This is a genomic window from Streptomyces sp. AF1A (assembly GCF_047340315.1).
Lineage (GTDB): Bacteria > Actinomycetota > Actinomycetes > Streptomycetales > Streptomycetaceae > Streptomyces.
In genome coordinates this window covers 1-19,029 of record NZ_JBLEBI010000135.1, presented here as the reverse complement: position 1 = coordinate 19,029, position 19,029 = coordinate 1, and the positions used below count along the sequence as shown (strand labels likewise).

Below are 19,029 nucleotides of genomic sequence, written 5' to 3'. Positions count from 1 at the left end.
GCCCGGGGCGGCGGGGCCACCCTGCGCGCCTTGCGCGTCCGGCCCGTCCAGCACCGGCGCCACCGCCGTGGGCGGCAGCCGACTGCCCCCCGCCATCAGCGCCGTCTTCGCGTCGGGCGCGGCCGCCGGCGGCCTCGGCTCATCGTCCTCCGGGTCGCCCAGCGGCGGCGCGAACACCGTCGCCGGCAACGGCACGGAGCGGTCCTCCTCGCCGGTACCCGCGTTCGTGTCGGTACCGGCCCAGGGCGTCGCCCCCTCGGGCACGTCCCCCGGAGCCGGCCCAGGCGCACCGGACACTCCCACCGGGACCCCGGCCTGCGTCTGCGCCAACCCGGCACCGGACGACGCCCGCACACCGGTCGACGCCCCCGCACCGGAGGAAGCCACACCGGCAGAGGACGGCGTGCCCCCACCGGAGATCCCGGCCCCCTCGCCGGCGGCCCCGCCGGAGCCGGCGCCCGCGGACGAGCCCGTCTCCCCCTCCGAGCGCCGCTCCCCGATGCCCAGCTTGTCCGCTGCCTCCTGCAGCCACTCCGGAGGAGTCAGCAGGAACGACGTCTGGTTCAGGTCCACCCGGGCCGCCGCAGGCGCCGGAACCGCGTCCTGCGGCTCGTCCGGACGGCCGTACTCCTCCTCGTACCGGCGGATCACCTCGCCCACCGGCAGCGCCGGCCACAACGTCGCCTCGCCGCTGTCCCGGGCGATCACCAGCCGCTGCGAACCCGCGTCCGACCGCGGGCCCTCGGCCCGGTCCTCACCCCACACGACGAACCCCAGGCCGAACTCCCGCACCCGCACCTCACGATGCAGATACACGGGCACATCCCCGTTGATCCACTCCTCGGCGCGCTCCTGCGCCTGCGCGTAGGTCACCATCGCTCGCAGCTCACTCCCCCACCGGGCCGGAAGACGCCGATCCGGACGACACCGGGACGGCCCGCGCGAAACCGCCGTCCACCATCAGATTCGCCACCGTCTCCAACTCCGGCGGACTGCCCGCCAGCCGGGCCAGAAAGACGTCGAAGTCGTCACCGCACGGCAGCAGCAGACGCTCCACCCGCTCCGCCGGCGACCACGCCGGATCCACGTCCCGCACGTCGTCGTACGCACAGAACCACACCGAACCCAGCCGCTCGCCCTTCACCTTCACCGCGAGCAACCCGCCCTGCACGAAGCCGACGCCCAGGTAATCCTTCGTCAGATGGTCGCGCAGGCACTTGTTCACGTACACCAGGTCATTGACCGCCGCCTCGTCCCGCACCGTGAAGAACGGCTGGTCCAGCAGCAGCCCCAACTCGGCGAGCAGCGCCGTACCCACCGGCGCGCACCCGCCCGCCGCCTTCAGGAACGACCGGTACGCCCCCGGCAGCCGGTACCCCAAGTCCTCCTCGACGCCCTGCACCTGCGCCTCGGTCACCGCCACACCCGACTTCGGCAGGCCGAAATGCGCGGGCCGCGTCTCCTGCAACGGCCGCGTCCCCCGCTTGCCGTGGTCCACCCGCGCCGTCGCCACCCCACCGTGGTGCCGCAGCAACGCCTTCACCTCGACCGGAACCAGCTCCAGCCGCCGCGTGCCCGCCACGTGATGCCACGTCCACCCGTGCGGCGTCGCCACATCCGGCACCGTGTCCCACAACTCGTGCCCCGACGCCGCCAACGCCGCGTTCGCCGACACGTAGTCCGTCAGCCGCAACTCGTCGACACCGAAACCCTCCGGCGGCTCGGCGATCTCCACCGCCACCCGCGCGTACGGCGAGAAATCCGGGTAACCACGCTCGTCGACCCGTACCCCCCTCGAGTGACGTGCCGCCCGGACCGGATCCGGAAAGTGCACGACCTGCCCGGCATAGGCCGCGTTCGGCGGCGCGGCTTGCTGCCCGAGCCGACCTGTCGTCACGGTTGCCCCCTGCGGCGTTCTCTCTGGCCTGAAGCGGCGCTGTCGATCGCGGATGCCGACAGCCTATGCGGTACCCGAACCCAGGTCACCGGCCCACCACATCCCCACCGCCGCCACCCCGCCCCCGCCACCGCACCCCGACGCACACCTCCGTGACCAGCCGTCACCCCACCGTGACGACCCCACACCGGCCCGGGCGTGTCGCACCGCCCCAGCTTCCGCACCAGCCACGGCATTTGGCACCCTGTGTCCTTCGGGGGATGCCCGGGAGGGGAGAACGATCATGAAAACCGTGCAGACCGGAGGTACCGACGTGCGGGCCGGCGACGACCCTCGCATCGACTGGAGCGGCAACGAGGCACCCGCCGCCCCCACCCTCCGCCACCGCCGCGACGGCATCCTCCCCACCGTCGCCGCCGCCCTCTCCGTCCGCGGCACCACCCTCACCGGCACCGCCGCCCGCGGCGAGGAACCCCCACCGCTGCACCCCCTCGTCCAGGACTTCCTCGACACCCTCACCAGCGCCGAACGCGACCGCTTCACCGGCCGCTGCGCCGAGACCATCCTCATCTCCCGGCACATCACCGCCGCCGACGCCGCCCGCAGCAAACGCGCCGCCCGCAGACCCATGACCAACGGCGAAGCGCGCAAATCCCTCAAACAAGCCAAACTCACCGCCCGCCGCATACGCGAGGACGGCGACCCCCTCCACGGCAGCTATGCCGCCCCCTGCCGCGCCTGCACCGCCCTCAGCGCCCACTTCGGCGTCCGCATCGTCGACCCCACCGAAACCGACGGCTGACCACCACCGCCACCCCGCACCACCGCACCACCGCACCACCGCACACACGACGAACGAAGGGCCGATGCACGCCGACCGCACCGCCTCCCCCCAACCCGGCCCCACACGACCGGGGGGAGCCCCGACCCGCTTCCCCGCACCCGTCGACGCCGCCTTGCGCGCCGCCGGCTGGCAACCCGGACGCTGGAACATCAAACAAGCCGAGATCTGGGCCGACGCCCTGCGCGAACACGCCTCACCCGCCGGACACCGGCACGCCGTCTTCCCCGCCGCCGTCGAAGCCTGGGCGGAATTCGGCGGCCTGCACATCACCCCCCACGCCCCCGGCCGGCAGATCGCCCCCGCCACCCTCCACCTCGACCCCCTGCACGGCCTCCACCTCGCCCGCACCCTCAGCGACCTCGGCCGGGCCCTCGGCACCGAGCTCAGCCCCGTCGGCACCGAGACCGACACCGCCGCCGTCCTCGCCATCGACACCGAAGGCCGCGTCTACACCCTCGACCACACCGGCGACTGGTACGTCGGCCCCGACATCGACCACGCCCTGACCACCCTCGTCACCGGCATCGAACCCGTGCGCCTCACCCCCGGCTGACCCCCCGCACACCGGTGCCTACGCCGCCGGTATCACCGCCGACACGCGGAAACCCCCCGCATCCGTCGGCCCCGACACGAACACCCCGCCCAGCGCCACGACCCGCTCCCGCATCCCCACCAGGCCGTTGCCACCCGACGGCAGCCCCGCCGCCGACGCCGACGCCGGCTCCGGGGGCGGCTCGTTCTCCACCTGCATCGCGATCTCCGACGCCCGGTGCGCCAACCGCACATGCGTCTTCGCACCCGCCGCATGCTTGTGGACGTTCGTCAACGCCTCCTGGACCACCCGGTACGCCGTCTGCTCCACCTCCGCCGCATACGACCGCGCCTCCCCCTCCACCGACAGATCCACCACCATGCCCGCCGCCGCCGACTGCCCGATCAGCTCGTCCAGCTCCGACAGGCACGGCCCGTCCCCCGCACCCTCCGCCTCGGCCGCCCGCGAGGCCGCCGCCGCGGCCGCCTCCCCCACCGCGGCCAACGGCAGCGACACGGCACGGCGCCCCGCACCCTCCCCCGCCCGCAGCACCCCGAGCATCTCCCGCAGCTCCGTCAGCGCCTGCCGACCCATGTCCCCCACCAGCGCCGCGTTCCGCACCGCCTTCTCCGGGTCCTTGCGGGCCACCGCCTGAAGCGCCGCCGCATGCACGACCATCAGGCTCACCCGGTGAGCCACCACGTCGTGCATCTCCCGCGCGATCCGCGTCCGCTCCTCGTTGCGCGCCCACTCGGCCCGCTCCTCCGCCCGCTCCGCGAGCAGCTGAAGCTCCCGCTCCAGCGAGTCCGCCCGCTCCCGCAGGCTCTCCATCAACCGCCGCCGGGCCCCCACGTACAGCCCCAGCAGCACCGGCGGAGCCGTCAGCCCCAACGCCGTCGTCACCGCCGCGAACGGCACGAACCAGTCACCGAGCGTCAGATCCCCGCGCGCCATGTCCTGCCGGACCCGCACGAACGTCACCACCGCCGTACCCAGCAGCGACATCCCGGACAGCGCGCCGATCACCCGCCGCGGCAGCTCGCACGCGGCGAGCGTGTACAGCCCGACGACGCCCATCAGGAAACCCATCTGGGCCGGCGTGATCGCGATCGCCACCAGCACCACCGCGATCGGCCACTTCCGCCGCACCAGCAGCACCGAACCGGCGACCAGCCCGAACACGATCCCCAGGGACGCCGGAATCCCCGCGTCCCGAGCGAAGCCGATCCCCTCCGCGCCGCACTCCAGCGCGGACACCAGCGCAAGACTCCCGTCGAGCGCCGCACTGCGCCATCTGGCCCACCACCAAGGGCCGGTCAGGGCCCTGGTCCGGTCTTCCCCCGTCGCGGTCATGCCCTCCAGCCTACGGGCGCCGGGTGCGGCTTTTCCGGTGACTTTCGCCTACCTCCACACACCGCACTCCGTGACCGTGCAACCTCGAAACCCACCGCTATCACTCGAACTGCTGAACCTTTCCTGTTCGACCTCGGAACCCCACATTCCACCCGGGCGGTATGCGTATGACACGCGCACCCGGCAAGTACGCCGACTTCGAGGGCTTGCGCGCACAACCCCAGAACGGTGCGCAAGAACACCGGCGACAACTGCCGAGGGCGCCTCGTGATCAAAGTCCTGGAAGGTGCCGACTTGTACCGTCGCATCGAGGGCTTCCGGTACGGCATAGTGGAGCCCGTGAGCGAAGCCGATCAACCGAATCGGACATAGCGTGCAATAGTCCCGGATCGTCTAAAGGTAGGACAAACGGTTTTGGTCCGTTGAATGAGGGTTCGAATCCTTCTCCGGGAGCCACAGCAACACAAAACCTGAGTTCGGGTCCTGACTGCCGAGCGCCCCATCAGCGCCCCGCACTCATACCCCCCGAAACTCCCCCCGGTATCCTGCGGCTGTCACCCCCACCCACCCACAGCCGAAGGGCAACCCTGTGAGTGCCATCCGCCCGGCAGCCGTCGTCGTTCTTGCAGCGGGTGAGGGCACCCGTATGAAGTCGGCCACACCGAAGGTTTTGCACGACATCTGCGGCCGCTCCCTCGTCGGCCACGTGCTCGCCGCCGCCCGCGAGTTGGAGCCCGAGCACCTGGTCGTGGTGGTCGGCCACGCCCGTGAGCAGGTCAGCGCGCATCTGACGGAGATCGACCCGGCGGCACGGACGGCGGTGCAGGCGGAGCAGAACGGCACGGGGCACGCCGTGCGGATGGGCCTGGAGGAGCTGGGCGGCGCCGTGGACGGGACCGTGGTCGTGCTGTGCGGGGACACGCCGCTGCTGTCCGCCGAGACGCTGCGGCAGCTCGTCGCCGCCCACCACGCCGACGGCAACGCGGTGACCGTGCTGACCGCCGAGGTCCCGGACGCGACCGGGTACGGCCGGATCGTGCGGGACGAGGCGAGCGGCGCGGTGACCGCGATCGTGGAGCACAAGGACGCGACCGACGCCCAGCGGGCGATCCGGGAGATCAACAGCGGGGTGTTCGCGTTCGACGGGCGGCTGCTGGCGGACGCGCTGACGAAGGTGCGCAGGGACAACAGCCAGGGGGAGGAGTACCTGACCGATGTGCTCGGCATCCTGCGGGGGGCGGGGCACCGGGTGGGCGCGTCGGTGGCGGCGGATCACCGGGAGATCGCCGGGATCAACAACCGGGTGCAATTGGCCGAGGCGCGCCGGATGCTGAACGACCGGCTGCTGACGCGGGCCATGCTGGACGGGGTGACGGTCGTCGACCCGGCCACGACCTGGGTGGATGTGACGGTGACGTTCGAGCGGGACGCGGTGGTGCTTCCGGGGACGCAGCTGACCGGTGCGACGCATGTCGGTGAGGGCGCGGTGGTCGGGCCGAACTGCCGGCTGAACGACACGACGGTGGGTGCGGGGGCGCGGGTGGACACCACGGTGTCCGAGGGTGCTGTGGTGGGCGCTCAGGCGAGTGTGGGGCCGTTCGCGTATCTGCGTCCGGGTACCCGGCTGGGCGCGAAGGGGAAGATCGGGACCTACGTCGAGACGAAGAACGCGCGGATCGGTGAGGGGACGAAGGTGCCGCATCTGTCGTATGTGGGGGATGCGACGATCGGTGATCACACGAACATCGGTGCGGCGAGTGTGTTCGTGAACTATGACGGCAAGGACAAGCACCACACGACGGTGGGGTCTCATTGCCGGACCGGTTCGGACAACATGTTTGTGGCTCCTGTCACGATCGGGGACGGCGCCTACACCGCCGCGGGGTCCGTGATCACGAAGGATGTGCCGCCCGGTTCGCTGGCCGTGGCCCGCGGTCAGCAGCGGAATATCGAGGGTTGGGTGGCTCGGAAGCGGCCGGGGAGCGCGGCGGCGAAGGCGGCCGAGGCGGCTTCGCGGCAGGGCGGTGCCGAGGACTGACCGGAAACGGGTGCGCCAAACACGGCGTACCGTGATAAGTGCACATCTGCACGTGTGCACCCGCACCCCTACCAGCTGATACGGCCTCTCATGCCCAGTCGGGAGGTCGGAGCAGTCGGCTGGCTGAGACAACCTCTGAGGAGACAGTGCTGTGACCGGGATCAAGACGACCGGCGAGAAGAAGTTGATGTTCTTCTCCGGCCGCGCCCACCCCGAGCTTGCCGAGGAGGTCGCCCAGCAGCTGGGTGTCGGGGTCGTCCCGACGAAGGCCTTCGACTTCGCGAACGGTGAGATCTATGTGCGTTACCAGGAGTCGGCTCGTGGTGCGGACTGCTTCCTGATTCAGAGCCACACGGCTCCGATCAACAAGTGGGTCATGGAGCAGTTGATCATGATCGACGCGCTGAAGCGTGCGTCGGCTCGTTCCATCACGGTGATCGTGCCGTTCTACGGTTATGCGCGGCAGGACAAGAAGCACCGGGGTCGTGAGCCGATTTCGGCGCGTCTGATCGCGGATCTGATGAAGACGGCGGGTGCGGACCGCATCCTGACGGTGGATCTGCACACGGATCAGATTCAGGGTTTCTTCGACGGTCCGGTGGATCATCTGTTCGCGCTGCCGCTGCTGGCGGACTATGTGGGCGGGAAGGTGGACCGGGACAAGCTGACGGTGGTGTCGCCGGACGCGGGTCGGGTGCGGGTGGCGGACCGGTGGTGCGACCGGCTCGGTGCGCCGCTGGCGATCGTGCACAAGCGCCGGGACAAGGACGTGGCGAACCAGGTGACGGTCCACGAGGTCGTGGGTGAGGTCAAGGGCCGGGTGTGTGTCCTGGTCGATGACATGATCGACACGGGTGGCACGATCTGTGCGGCCGCGGACGCGCTGTTCGCGCATGGTGCGGAGGATGTCATCGTCACGGCGACGCACGGTGTGCTGTCGGGTCCGGCGGCCGATCGGCTGAAGAACTCCCGTGTGAGTGAGTTCGTGTTCACGAACACGCTGCCGACGCCGGCGGAGCTGGGCCGGGATCTGGACAAGATCACGGTGTTGTCGATCGCTCCGACGATCGCGAGTGCGGTGCGTGAGGTGTTCGAGGACGGGTCGGTGACCAGCCTCTTCGACGAGCAGTGAGGTTTCTGCAACCCGGTCCGCGGCGCTAGCGGATGATCGTTTTGGGTGCGGCCTCCCCGTCCGAGTAGACTGCTGCAGTTGCTCGGCGAGGGAGGCCGTGGTCGTGTCTGCGACTGCGGCGGTCCGTTATCGACGCGCTCTTCGTAGCAGGCCGTTCGTGGCCGGGTGACCACGTCCGTTCCGAGTTCCTACGAGGAGTGATCGACATGTCCGAGGTGAAGCTCACCGCCGAGACCCGCACCGAGTTCGGCAAGGGTGCGGCGCGCCGCATCCGCCGTGCCAGCAAGGTTCCGGGTGTGCTCTACGGCCACGGTTCCGACCCGCTGCACCTGACCTTCCCGGGCCACGACCTGCTGCTGGCGCTGCGTACGCCGAACGTCCTGATCTCCCTGGACATCGACGGCAAGACCAACGAGCTGGCGATCCCGAAGGCCGTGCAGCGCGACCCGCTGAAGGGCTTCCTGGAGCACGTCGACCTGCTGCTGGTCAAGCGCGGCGAGAAGGTCACGGTCGAGATTCCGGTGCACGCCGAGGGCGAGCTGGCTCCGGGCGGCAACCTGCTGGAGCACGTCCTGTCCTCGCTGCCGGTCGAGGCGGAGGCCACGCACATCCCCGAGGCCGTCACCGTCTCCGTCGAGGGTCTGGCGGCCGGTGCCTCCGTGCACGCCAAGGACATCACCCTGCCGAGCGGGGTCACCCTGGCCGTGGACGAGGACGCGGTCGTCCTGCAGGTCCTGCAGGCCCAGGCCGAGGAGGCCGAGGGCGAGGGGACCGAGGGCGAGGAGGCGGCGGAGGTCTGATCCCCGCCGTCGTCATCATCTGTTCAGCCGCTGCCTCCCTGTCCGGGGGCGGCGGCTGGCGCGTATCAAGGAGACATGGACGTGACCACCCCCGCCAGTGGCCCCTGGCTGATCGTGGGGCTCGGGAATCCCGGGCCGGAGTACGCCATGAACCGGCACAACGTCGGTTTCATGGTGGTGGACCTGCTCGCGGAGCGGATCGGGGGGAAGTTCAAGCGGGCGGGCAAGGCGCAGGCGCAGGTGCTGGAGGGGCGGATCGGTCCGGCGGGGCCGGCGAGCCGCCGGGTGGTTTTGGCCAAGCCGATGTCGTACATGAACCTGTCGGGCGGCCCGGTGAACGCGCTGAAGGACTTCTACAAGGTGCCGGTGGCGAACGTGGTCGCGGTCCACGACGAGCTGGACATCGAGTACGGCACGCTGCGGCTGAAGCTGGGCGGCGGGGACAACGGGCACAACGGCCTGAAGTCGATGACGAAGGCGATGGGGGCGGACTATCACCGGGTGCGGTTCGGGATCGGACGGCCGCCGGGGCGGATGCAGGTCGCGGACTTCGTGCTGAAGGACTTCTCGTCGGCGGAGCGCAAGGAGCTGGACTACTTCGTGGACCGTGCGGCGGACGCGGTGGAGTGTCTGGTGACGGAGGGGCTGGAGCGGGCGCAGAGCGCGTACAACTCCTGATTTGTCCGCTCTTGCCGCCCGGGCGAGTTGACCGCTCGTAGGAGTATGGCCAATGATCCCGGCCATGCCTGCCACCGCCACCACTGCTCGCCAGGCCTCCGTGACCGCGCTGCGGTTCGGGCGGGTCGCGACCACGGGCGTGGTCGCCGCGCTGATCCTGTTCGCCGGGGTGTGGGGTTCCTGGGGGACCGCGCAGCACGTGATGCTGGCGAAGGGGCACGAGCAGGGCACGGTGCGGGTGACCGCGTGTGCGGGCGGCACCTGCAGCGGCCCGTTCGCGCCGACGTCGGCGGGGGCGCGGGCCCGCGCGCACGTGGAGCTCGCGAGGTCGGTGGCGGTGCGCAAGGGGCGGACGTACGACGTCGTCCTGAAGCCGGGTACGGCGGACGCGGTGCGCTCCGGTCCGGCGGGGATCCTGTACGCCTGGGTGCCGTTGGGCGGTGCGCTGCTGCTGGCGTCGGTGGTGGTCGCGGGCGGGATGCGGCTGACGCGGGTGGCGTGGGTGCTGGCGGGGTGCGGGGTGGCGCTGCTGACGGCGGCTTTTGTGGCGGTCGGCGCCGGTTCGTGAGGCCCTGCGCAGACTGGGCCAACAAGGTGTTGCCTTCTCGTGATTGACCGAAAGTCAGCCGCGGCTGGAAGCTGAACCGCCCCCTCCACATCTTCCCCGTAGGTCACTCGAAGATGGGCCACCCCATGCGTACCTTCCTCCGTGCCGGCGCGGTGAGCGCCGGCCTGTCGGCGGCGCTGTTCCTCGCGCCCGCCGCCCACGCCGCTCCGCCCGGTGACAACGGCGACGTGAAGATCCACGAGTCGACGACGGACGAGCACGACGAGCGCAATCAGCCGCACGTGTGCTCGTTCTACCTGGACGCCTTCCACTTCGACGGCGGCCAGCGGGTCGACTGGCACATCGAGGTGTGGGCGCCGACCGGTGGGACGAAGGGCACGACGGTGAAGTCGGGCGCCCTGTCCCTGGACGCCGACGGCCACGGCCGCACGGCGGACATGACGCTGCCCGACGGGCACTACAAGCTGTTCTGGAACTTCGACAACGAGAAGGGCTCGGCCAAGCACAAGGTGTTCTGGACGAACTGCCAGGGCGCCGGCGGCGGTGCCGGAACGCCGTCCTCGGGCCCGTCCGGCACGCCGTCCTCCTCGGCGTCGCCGTCCTCGTCCGCGTCGCCGTCCTCGTCGGCCCCCGGTGCGTCGTCCTCGTCCTCGCCCGCTGTCTCCTCCGCGCCGTCCGCGCAGGGCGGTGGCGGCGGTCTCGCCGAGACCGGCAACGGCGTTCCGGTGGGCGGGCTGGCGGCCGTCGCGGCGGCGCTGGTGGGCGCCGGCGGCGTCCTCGTGGTGCGGCGCCGCACGGCGCGCGGCTGAACCGGAGCCGGAACAGGGCGGTGCCCCCGAGGTCGTACGGCCTCGGGGGCACCGCCCTTGTGCCCGGGGCTCAGCCGGTGTTGCGCAGGCCGGCTGCCACGCCGTTGACGGTGAGGAGCAGGGCGCGGGAGAGCAGCGGGTCGGGGCTCGCGCCCGCGGCGGCCGCGTCGCGCTGGCGCTTGAGCAGGGTGACCTGGAGGTAGGAGATCGGGTCCAGGTAGGCGTCGCGGATGCTGAAGGTCTGCTTCAGGACGGGCTGGGCGTCCAGCAGTTCCTGCTCGCCGGTGATGCGCAGGACCTCGCGGACGGTCAGTGCGTGCTCGGCCTCGATAGTGTCGAACACGTGCTTGAGCTCGTCGGGGACGAGGGTGTCGACGTAGTGCCGGGCGATGCGCAGGTCGGTCTTCGCGAGGGTCATCTCGACGTTGGAGACGAAGTTGCGGAAGAAGTGCCACTGCTCGTGCATCTCGTCGAGCACCGTGTCCAGGCCGGCCTCGCGCAGGGCCTTCAGGCCGGAGCCGACGCCGAACCAGCCGGGGACGATCTGCCGGGACTGGGTCCAGCCGAACACCCACGGGATGGCGCGCAGGCCGTCCAGGCCGGCGCCGGAGTCGGGGCGCCGGGACGGCCGCGACCCGAGGTGCAGCTCGGCGAGCTGGTCCACGGGGGTGGAGGCGAAGAAGTACGCCGGCAGGTCGGGGTCCTCCACGAGCCTGCGGTAGGCGGCGTGGGCGGCGTCGGAGACGACGTCCATCGCGGCGTCCCAGCGGGCGAGGGCCTCGTCGGACTGGCGGGGCGCGGTGTGCAGGGCGGAGGCCTGCAGGGTGGCGGCGACGGTCAGTTCCAGGTTCTCCCGGGCCAGGGACGGGATCAGGTACTTGTCGGAGATGACCTCGCCCTGCTCGGTGACCTTGACCTCGCCCTCCAGGGTGCCCCAGGGCTGGGCGAGGATGGCGTCGTGGGACGGGCCGCCGCCGCGGCCGACGGTGCCGCCGCGGCCGTGGAAGAGGCGCAGCCGGACGCCGTAGCGGTGGGCGACGTCGCGCAGACGGCGCTGGGCGCGGTGGATCTCCCACTGGCTGGTGGTGATGCCGCCGAACTTGGAGGAGTCGGAGTAGCCGAGCATGACCTCCTGGACGTCGCCGCGCAGCGCCACCAGGCGCCGGTAGGACGGGTCGGAGAGCATGTCCTCCAGGATGGTGTCGGCGGCGCGCAGCTCGTCGGTGGTCTCCAGGAGCGGCACGATGCCGATCCTGGCCCAGCCGGCGTGCAGGTCGATCAGGCCGGCCTCGCGGGCCAGGACGGCGGCGGCGAAGACGTCGTCGGCGCCCTGGCACATGGAGATGATGTAGGACTCGATGACCTCGGGTCCGAAGACCTCCAGGGCGCGCTTGACGGTCTCGAAGACACCGAGGGTCCTGGCGCCGGCCGCGTCCACCGGCGCCGGGGTCGGGGCGAGCGGCCGCCTGGAGCGCAGTTCCTTGGCGAGGAGCTTGGTGCGGTACTCGCGGGGCATGTCGGCGTAGCGCCAGGACTCCTCGCCGAGCCGGTCGAAGAGCTGGCCGAGGGCGTGGTGGTGGGCGTCGGCGTGTTCGCGGACGTCCATGGTGGCGAGCTGGAGGCCGAAGGCGGCGAGGGTGCGGATGACGCGGCCGAGGCGGCCGTCGGCGAACAGCCCGCCGCGGTGCTCACGCAGGGAGGTCTGGATGAGCCGCAGGTCGTTCAGCAGTTCGCCGGTGCCCAGGTAGTCGCGGCCGGGCTCGTGGGGGGTGCCCTTGGCGAGGCGCTGCTTGGTGTTCTCCAGCTTCTGCCGGATGCAGGTGGCCTTGAGCCGGTAGGGCTCCTCGGCGTTGAGGCGCTTGTAGCGGGGGCTGATCTCGGGGAGCAGGTCGAGGTCGGCCTGGAGGGACGCGAGGAGTTCCTCGGTGGCGCCGGTGTAGCGGATGGAGTTGGAGAGCAGGCCGCGCAGTTCGTCGATCATCTCCAGGGCGTCGTTGATGCCGTGCTCGTGCTGGAGGATGAGGACGTCCCAGGTGACCTGGGGGGTGACGTTGGGGTTGCCGTCGCGATCGCCGCCGATCCAGGTGCCGAAGGTGACGGGGCGGGTGTCGTCGGGGAGCTTGACGCCGACGCGCTCCAGCTCGGCCGCCAGGTCCTCCAGGACGTCGCCGACGGCGCCGGCGTGCAGCTCGTCGAGGTAGTAGATGGCGTTGCGGGCCTCGTCGGCGGGTTCGGGGCGTGCGACGCGCAGTTCGTCGGTCTGCCAGACCAGGTCGATGTTCTCGGCGAGGCGGACGTCGTGGCGGCGGCGGTCGGTGTCGAGGACGGGGGTGTCCAGGAGCGCGGCGATGCGCCGGAGCTTGTTGAGGACGGAGCGGCGCGCGGCCTCGGTGGGGTGCGCGGTGAACACCGGGCGGACGTTGAGGTGGTGGACGGTCTGCCGCAGGTGCTCGGGGTCGGCGTCCTTCAGGCGGTCGGCCGTGCGGGCCAGGAGGCCGCCCTCGGCGGCGCGCCGGGCGCGCAGCTCGCGGCCGCGGTGCACCTGCTCGGTGACGTTGGCCAGGTGGAAGTAGGTGGAGAAGGCGCGGACCAGCTTGGCGGCGGTCTCCAGTTCGATGCCGCGCAGCAGTTCGGCGGCGGCCTCGCCGTCCTCCCGGGTGAGGCGGCGGACCTTCTCGACCAGTTCGAGGAGTTCGGGACCCTCCTGCCGGACGAGGGTCTCGCCCAGGAGATCACCCAGGCGGCGGATGTCGGCGCGCAACTCGCTGCTGGTCGTGGTGGTCTGGTCGTCGGCACTGCTCACAGGTGCGGCTCCTTGCAGTGTTGAAGCTCATCTGGGAGGGAACCCGGCCGTCTGCCGCGCGGCGTAGTGCCGCATACCGGCCGGAGCGTCCGGGAAGGAAACTTCAGCGGACCGCGCTGTCCGACCGACTCCAAGGATAGGTGGCCATGTGGACGCGCAGGGTCTGGGGCTCTTGCCGCCGCACGCCACGCTGCCATACTTACGACGCCGTAGGTTACGGAACCGTAGGGAAGCCCCGTCCAGTCCCCTCCGGTTCCGTCGGCCCGGCATCCGCCCCGACCCTCGACCCCACAGGGGACGCGCATGACCTCGAGTTCCGATGTGATCGAACAAGCCCGTAAGGCCGCCGACACTTCCCCTCCGTCCGCCACGCTGGGCGGTGAACAGAAGCGTTCGATCGAGCAGATCACGCTGCTGCTCTTCATCACCGTGCCGTTCCTGGCGCTGGTGGCGGCGGTGCCGCTGGCCTGGGGCTGGGGGGTGAGCTGGCTCGATCTGGGCCTGATGGTGTTCTTCTACTACCTGGGCTGCCACGGGATCACGATCGGTTTCCACCGGTACTTCACCCACGGCTCGTTCAAGGCGAAGCGGCCCCTGCGGATCGCGCTGGCGATCATGGGGTCGCTGGCCGTGGAGGGCCCGCTGGTGCGCTGGGTGGCCGATCACCGCAGGCACCACAAGTTCTCCGACGCGGAGGGCGACCCGCACTCGCCGTGGCGCTACGGGGAGACCGTCCCGGCGCTGCTCAAGGGCCTGTGGTGGGCCCACGTGGGCTGGATGTTCGACGAGGAGCAGACCCCGCAGGAGAAGTACGCGCCGGATCTGATCAAGGACCCGGCCATGCGGGCGATCTCCCGCCAGTTCGTGCTGTGGACGGCCGTGTCGCTGCTGCTGCCGCCGCTGATCGGCGGGCTGGTGACGATGTCCTGGTGGGGCGCGTTCACCGCGTTCTTCTGGGGTTCACTCGTACGAGTGGCGCTGCTGCACCATGTGACGTGGTCGATCAACTCGATCTGCCACGCGGTGGGCAAGCGGCCCTTCAAGTCGCGGGACCGCTCCGGCAACGTGTGGTGGCTGGCGGCGCTGTCCTGCGGTGAGTCCTGGCACAACCTGCACCACGCCGACCCGACCTCGGCGCGGCACGGCGTGATGCGCGGCCAGATCGACTCCTCCGCGCGGATCATCCGCTGGTTCGAGCTGCTCGGCTGGGCGTACGACGTGCGCTGGCCGTCACGCTCGCGTATCGATTCCCGCCGCAACACCGGGGAAGGCGGCTCCCGGCGCCGGAAGGAGACCGCCGAGGCGGCATGATTGACGCCGTGGCGACCGATTCCAGCAGCAACCCCGGAAACGACAAGCAGCGGCGGACCCGCCGGACCCGTATGACCGGTGCCGAGCGCCGCCAGCAGCTGCTGGAGATCGGTCGCACCCTCTTCGCGGCGAAGGGCTTCGAAGGCACGTCGGTGGAGGAGATCGCGGCCAAGGCCGGGGTGTCCAAGCCGGTGGTGTACGAGCACTTCGGCGGCAAGGAGGGGCTGTACGCGGTGGTGGTCGACCGCGAGATGCGGCGGCTGCTGGACATGGTGACCAGCTCGCTGACGGCCGGCCACCCGCGCGAACTGTGCGAGCAGGCCGCGTTCGCGCTGCTCGACTACATCGAGGAGTACACGGACGGCTTCCGCATCCTGGTCCGCGACTCCCCCATCCCGCAGTCCACGGGCTCCTTCGCCTCGCTGATCTCCGACATCGCCACGCAGGTGGAGGACATCCTGGGCCGCGAGTTCAAGTCCCGGGGCTTCGATGCGAAGCTCGCCCCGCTGTACGCCCAGGCGCTGGTCGGCATGGTCGCCCTGACCGGCCAGTGGTGGCTGGACGTGCGCCGCCCGAAGAAGGCGGAGGTGGCGGCCCATCTGGTGAACCTGGCCTGGCACGGCCTGGACGGCCTGGAGCAGAAGCCGCGGCTGATCGGCCACCGCAAGAGCTGACACCGGGTGGCCGAGCATCCGCGTGCTCAGCGGGACGGCCCGGCCGGTTCCAGGAACTCCAGCCGGTTGCCGACGGGGTCCTGCGAGTAGAAGCGCCGATGGCCGGGGAGGCCGTCGTCCCAGGTGACCTCGGCGCCCTTCGCGGCGAGCCGGGCCGCGTACGCCTCGATGCCGCGCACCCGCAGCCCGGGGTGCGCCTTCCTCGCCGGGCGGAAGTCCGCCTCGATGCCCAGGTGGAGCTGGACGGAGCCCGCCTCGAACCAGCAGCCGCCGCGCGCGGCCAGGGCCGGCGGCTTGGGGACCTCGGTCATGCCGAGGACGCCCGCGTAGTACGAGCGCAGCGTGTCCTCCGAGCCGGGCGGGGCCGCCAGCTGCACGTGATCGACCGCCACCAGCACGCTCAGCCCTCCTTCACGGCGACGGCGAACAGCCGGCGGAAGGGCAGCACCGTGCCGTACGGCGCGCTCGGGTAGGCCGCCCGCAGCAGGTCCCGGTACTCGGTCAGGAACGCCTCGCGCGCCTCGGGGTCGTCGGCGAGCGCGGTCAGCGCGGGCCTGAGGCCGGTGCCCTTCACCCAGTCCAGGACCGGGTCCTCGCCCTGCAGGACGTGCTGGTACGTCGTCTGCCAGACGTCGGCCGCGCAGCCGAGGCGGGCCAGGCGGTCCAGGTAGGCGCCGGGGGTGTGCACGGAGTCCGTGCGGCGCAGCACGTCGCCGAGGCGGGACTTCCAGCGCGGGGTGACGGCCAGTTCGCGCATGAGGGCGTGCAGCGGGGCGTCGATGTTGTCCGGGACCTGGAAGGCGAAGGTGCCGCCGGGGCGCAGGGCGGCGATCCAGTCGGCGAAGCGGTCGGCGTGTCCCGGCACCCACTGGAGCGTGGCGTTGCTGACGATGAGGTCGTACGGCTCCTCGGGCGTCCAGGTGCACACGTCGGCGTGGGCGAAGTCGAGGCGGCCGCCGCCGGCCGTCGGGCCCTCGTGGTCGACGTGGGCCTTGTCGAGCATCTCGGGCGAGTTGTCGTAGCCGGTGATGTGCGCGGTGGGCCAGCGTTCGGCGATCAGGACGGTGACGTTGCCGGGGCCGCAGCCGAGGTCGGCGACGCGGGGGCGGCCGCCGGGGGCGGGCGGCTCCGGGATGCGGGCGAGGAGGTCGGTGAAGGGGCGGGCGCGGTGCCCGGCGTGGCGGAGGTACTGGGCGGGGTCCCAGGCGGGCTTCGTCATGTCCCCCACTGTCCCGCGCGAACTATCTCGACGTCAAGACACTCGATCTCAAGAGACTTCATGTCGACACAACCACTACACTGATCCTCATGGAGGACGAGGTCGATCGGCTGGTCGCAGCGTGGCGCCGGGAGCGTCCGGACCTCGACGTGGAGCCGCTGGAAGTGCTCAGCCGGGTGAGCCGGCTCGCCCGGCACCTGGACCGAGCGCGCCGGCTGGCGTTCGCCGAGCACCGGCTGGAGCCCTGGGAGTTCGACGTGCTGACCGCGCTGCGGCGCGCGGGCACGCCGTATCAGCTCTCCCCGGGCCAGCTGCTGACGCAGACCCTGGTCACCTCCGGCACGATGACCAACCGGATCGACCGGCTCGCCAAGAAGGGCCTGGTGGAGCGGCTGCCCGATCCGAGCGACCGGCGCGGTGTGCTGGTCCGGCTGACCGGGACCGGCCGGGACCGCGCCGACGAGGCGCTCGCAGGCCTGCTGGAGCAGGAGCGGGCGCTCCTCGGCGAGCTCTCCCCCGCCCAGCGCTCGGAACTGGCGGGGCTGCTCCGCCAGTTGACCGCGCCGTTCGACAACATCCCCGGTTAGGGGCGTGCGTGGCGGCTCCCGGCGCGGACACGGAGTACGACGCGCACGTCTGCCGCGTTGCCGTCGGCCGCCTCCGCCGTGCGGCTGCCCGCCGGGTTCCGCTCACCTCGGCCGGTCAGGCGCTGTTCGTCTCCTCCGGCACGACCCGCCCGGCGGGCCCCAGGTCCACCGGTCCCACCCCGGCCCGCCGGGCCAGGGCGACCGCGGCCAGGGTGGAGTGGACGCCCAGCTTGCCGAGGACGTTCTGCATATGGGTGCGGACGGTGTGCGGGGACAGGTACAGCCGTTCGGCGACGGCCTTGCGGCCGAGGCCCGCGACCATGCACCTGAGCACCTCCCGCTCCCTCGGCGTGAGGGACTCCACCAGCCGCTCGCTCTCGGTGCGGTGCTTGCGCGCGGCCGTCAGCTCCTTGAGGACGCCGGTCAGCAGCGCGGGCGGCAGGTGCGTCTCGTCGCGCAGCACGCCCCGGATCACGGTCAGCAGCCGGGACAGCGAGCAGTCCTTGGCCACCCAGCCGCAGGCGCCGGCCTGCAGCGCGAGGGCGGCGCGGCGCGGATCGTCCTTCTCGGCGAGGACGACCGTCCGCACGGCGGGCTGAGCGGCCCGGACGCCGGCGACCAGGGACAGCCCGTCGACCTGGCCGTCCTCGGCGCCCTCCCGCACGGGCACGGCCGGGCGGACGTGGGGCAGATGGCCGCCCAGGTCGGCGTCGACGAGGAGGACGTCGTAGCGGCGGCCCTCGGCGGCCGCCCGCTCCAGGCAGCGCAGCGCGGCCGGGCCGCTGCCGGCGGCGAAGACGTCGACGTCGGGCTCGGCGGCCAGGGCGGCGGCGAGCGACTCGGCGAAGATGCGGTGGTCGTCCACGACCAGGACTCGGATACGAACCACGAAACCCCCTTCCCCAGGCTCCGCGTGGAGCAGGGGATACCAAGATCCGGAAGGGCCCGGGGAGGGCCGCGCCCGGATAGGCCGGTCCGGAATGCCCGGAAAAGGTCCGGAGAACGACGACCCGCGCGAAGCACGACACCCTCGGGAAGGACACCCGCCGCACGGCCGCCGCCGTCGCGGAGACTGCTACCCCCACCGCGGGCGCCGTACCCGCCTGTCTCGCTTCCCCTGATCAGCGCCGGCCCCCACCGGCGCTGTTCCTCAGAGTACGGATGAGAGACCACAGCGGAAGGTGATTTGCAGAACTGGCCGTCCGGCGCGTTTATGGTGTGCCGCATGTTTCGTATTGAGGCGGAAGTCGACAAGGCCCGACGTGATCTGCTCCGCTCGCGGCTTCGGGACACCAACACGGCGGCCTCTCCGGTGCTGTCCGCGCTGCGCGGCACCCCCGCCGAACACGAGGTGCCCCTGCACGTCTGGGCCCTGGACCCCGTCGGCGACCTCGCGGGCGGCCTGGTCGGCCACACCTGGACCACCTGGCTGCACGTGACCTACCTGTGGGTCGACGCCGCGCACCGCGGCGCGGGCCTGGGCTCACGCCTCCTCGCCGAGGCCGAGCGCATCGCCACCGACCGCGGCTGCACGGCGTCCCGCCTGGAGACCTGGGACTTCCAGGCCCCGGACTTCTACCGCAAGCAGGGCTACGAGGTGGTCTGCGTCATCCCCGACTACCCGCCGGGGATCACGGAGTACACGCTGACGAAGCGGCTTGGCTGACCTGGGCTACCCCTCCGCGGGCGCAGGCGGAGGCGGAGGCGGCGGCGGATAAGGGGGCCGGGACGGAACCCGGGGGCCCGGCGGACCCGACGGTGCGGGCGGAGGCGGCGGGGCTCCA

At 71.6% G+C, this 19,029-nt stretch carries 18 protein-coding genes, 1 tRNA gene and 1 pseudogene; 13 read left to right on the top strand and 7 right to left on the bottom strand.

What is annotated here, in order from left to right; genetic code table 11:
• Both ACLU3S_RS27345 and ACLU3S_RS27340 read right to left on the bottom strand, forming a co-directional pair.
• A pseudogene (locus tag ACLU3S_RS27345) lies at window positions 1–876 on the bottom strand (hypothetical protein); the annotation flags it as partial.
• 10 nt (window positions 877–886) lie between these two features.
• Window positions 887–1,897 carry an SMI1/KNR4 family protein gene (locus tag ACLU3S_RS27340; protein WP_413954617.1) on the bottom strand — a complete coding sequence of 337 codons (1,011 nt, stop codon included), beginning with the start codon at window positions 1,895–1,897 and terminating at the stop codon, window positions 887–889.
• Between the two features lie 283 nt (window positions 1,898–2,180).
• Between ACLU3S_RS27340 and ACLU3S_RS27335 the strand changes: the two genes are divergently transcribed.
• Window positions 2,181–2,699: a YwqJ-related putative deaminase gene (locus ACLU3S_RS27335; RefSeq protein ID WP_413954616.1), complete on the top strand. Its 519-nt coding sequence runs from the start codon at window positions 2,181–2,183 to the stop codon at window positions 2,697–2,699.
• A 64-nt stretch (window positions 2,700–2,763) separates the two neighbouring features.
• Entirely contained in the window at window positions 2,764–3,294 is a 531-nt protein-coding gene (locus ACLU3S_RS27330; RefSeq protein ID WP_413954615.1) for an SUKH-3 domain-containing protein, read from the top strand.
• 18 nt (window positions 3,295–3,312) lie between these two features.
• Here the strand turns inward: ACLU3S_RS27330 and ACLU3S_RS27325 are convergent, their stop codons facing one another.
• A complete protein-coding gene (locus ACLU3S_RS27325; protein ID WP_413954614.1) occupies window positions 3,313–4,626 on the bottom strand; it encodes a sensor histidine kinase in 1,314 nt (437 codons plus the stop codon).
• Between the two features lie 382 nt (window positions 4,627–5,008).
• On the opposite strand from ACLU3S_RS27325, the gene ACLU3S_RS27320 reads away from it, so the two are divergent.
• The 7 genes from ACLU3S_RS27320 (at window position 5,009) to ACLU3S_RS27290 (ending at window position 10,651) form a co-directional block, all read left to right on the top strand.
• Window positions 5,009–5,082, top strand: a tRNA-Gln gene (locus ACLU3S_RS27320).
• A gap of 133 nt (window positions 5,083–5,215) precedes the next feature.
• A complete protein-coding gene (gene glmU / locus ACLU3S_RS27315) occupies window positions 5,216–6,664 on the top strand; it encodes a bifunctional UDP-N-acetylglucosamine diphosphorylase/glucosamine-1-phosphate N-acetyltransferase GlmU (protein WP_413954613.1) in 1,449 nt (482 codons plus the stop codon).
• A gap of 151 nt (window positions 6,665–6,815) precedes the next feature.
• Complete coding sequence (locus tag ACLU3S_RS27310) at window positions 6,816–7,796, top strand: ribose-phosphate diphosphokinase (RefSeq protein WP_413954612.1); 981 nt, start codon at window positions 6,816–6,818, stop codon at window positions 7,794–7,796.
• A gap of 206 nt (window positions 7,797–8,002) precedes the next feature.
• On the top strand, window positions 8,003–8,596 hold the full coding sequence (locus tag ACLU3S_RS27305) for a 50S ribosomal protein L25/general stress protein Ctc (protein ID WP_413954611.1): 594 nt from the start codon (window positions 8,003–8,005) through the stop codon (window positions 8,594–8,596).
• Between the two features lie 75 nt (window positions 8,597–8,671).
• Entirely contained in the window at window positions 8,672–9,274 is a 603-nt protein-coding gene (pth, locus tag ACLU3S_RS27300; protein ID WP_413954610.1) for an aminoacyl-tRNA hydrolase, read from the top strand.
• A 52-nt stretch (window positions 9,275–9,326) separates the two neighbouring features.
• Window positions 9,327–9,842, top strand: a complete 516-nt coding sequence (locus ACLU3S_RS27295) for a hypothetical protein (RefSeq protein WP_413954609.1) — start codon at window positions 9,327–9,329, stop codon at window positions 9,840–9,842.
• A gap of 125 nt (window positions 9,843–9,967) precedes the next feature.
• On the top strand, window positions 9,968–10,651 hold the full coding sequence (locus ACLU3S_RS27290) for a hypothetical protein (RefSeq protein WP_413954608.1): 684 nt from the start codon (window positions 9,968–9,970) through the stop codon (window positions 10,649–10,651).
• A 70-nt stretch (window positions 10,652–10,721) separates the two neighbouring features.
• On the opposite strand, the gene ppc is transcribed toward ACLU3S_RS27290, so the two are convergent.
• Window positions 10,722–13,454, bottom strand: coding sequence for a phosphoenolpyruvate carboxylase (ppc, locus tag ACLU3S_RS27285; protein ID WP_413954607.1), 2,733 nt, complete (start codon window positions 13,452–13,454; stop codon window positions 10,722–10,724).
• A gap of 303 nt (window positions 13,455–13,757) precedes the next feature.
• On the opposite strand from ppc, the gene ACLU3S_RS27280 reads away from it, so the two are divergent.
• Both ACLU3S_RS27280 and ACLU3S_RS27275 read left to right on the top strand, forming a co-directional pair.
• Window positions 13,758–14,765 carry an acyl-CoA desaturase gene (locus tag ACLU3S_RS27280; RefSeq protein WP_413954606.1) on the top strand — a complete coding sequence of 336 codons (1,008 nt, stop codon included), beginning with the start codon at window positions 13,758–13,760 and terminating at the stop codon, window positions 14,763–14,765.
• On the top strand, window positions 14,762–15,439 hold the full coding sequence (locus ACLU3S_RS27275) for a TetR family transcriptional regulator (protein WP_413954605.1): 678 nt from the start codon (window positions 14,762–14,764) through the stop codon (window positions 15,437–15,439). Before ACLU3S_RS27280 ends, ACLU3S_RS27275 begins: the two co-directional genes overlap by 4 nt.
• A gap of 26 nt (window positions 15,440–15,465) precedes the next feature.
• Here ACLU3S_RS27275 and ACLU3S_RS27270 read toward each other — a convergent pair whose 3' ends face one another.
• Together ACLU3S_RS27270 and ACLU3S_RS27265 are read right to left on the bottom strand one after the other, a co-directional pair.
• A complete protein-coding gene (locus ACLU3S_RS27270) occupies window positions 15,466–15,837 on the bottom strand; it encodes a VOC family protein (protein ID WP_413954604.1) in 372 nt (123 codons plus the stop codon).
• Between the two features lie 2 nt (window positions 15,838–15,839).
• Entirely contained in the window at window positions 15,840–16,658 is an 819-nt protein-coding gene (locus ACLU3S_RS27265; RefSeq protein ID WP_413954603.1) for a trans-aconitate 2-methyltransferase, read from the bottom strand.
• An 89-nt stretch (window positions 16,659–16,747) separates the two neighbouring features.
• Between ACLU3S_RS27265 and ACLU3S_RS27260 the strand changes: the two genes are divergently transcribed.
• Window positions 16,748–17,245 (top strand): MarR family winged helix-turn-helix transcriptional regulator, encoded by a 498-nt coding sequence (locus ACLU3S_RS27260; protein WP_413954602.1) that lies wholly within the window; start codon window positions 16,748–16,750, stop codon window positions 17,243–17,245.
• A gap of 115 nt (window positions 17,246–17,360) precedes the next feature.
• Here ACLU3S_RS27260 and ACLU3S_RS27255 read toward each other — a convergent pair whose 3' ends face one another.
• Entirely contained in the window at window positions 17,361–18,134 is a 774-nt protein-coding gene (locus ACLU3S_RS27255) for a LuxR C-terminal-related transcriptional regulator (RefSeq protein ID WP_413954601.1), read from the bottom strand.
• Between the two features lie 324 nt (window positions 18,135–18,458).
• Here ACLU3S_RS27255 and ACLU3S_RS27250 point away from each other — a divergent pair, with 324 nt between their 5' ends.
• Window positions 18,459–18,911: a GNAT family N-acetyltransferase gene (locus ACLU3S_RS27250; RefSeq protein ID WP_413954600.1), complete on the top strand. Its 453-nt coding sequence runs from the start codon at window positions 18,459–18,461 to the stop codon at window positions 18,909–18,911.
• The last annotated feature ends 118 nt before the right edge of the window (window positions 18,912–19,029 follow it).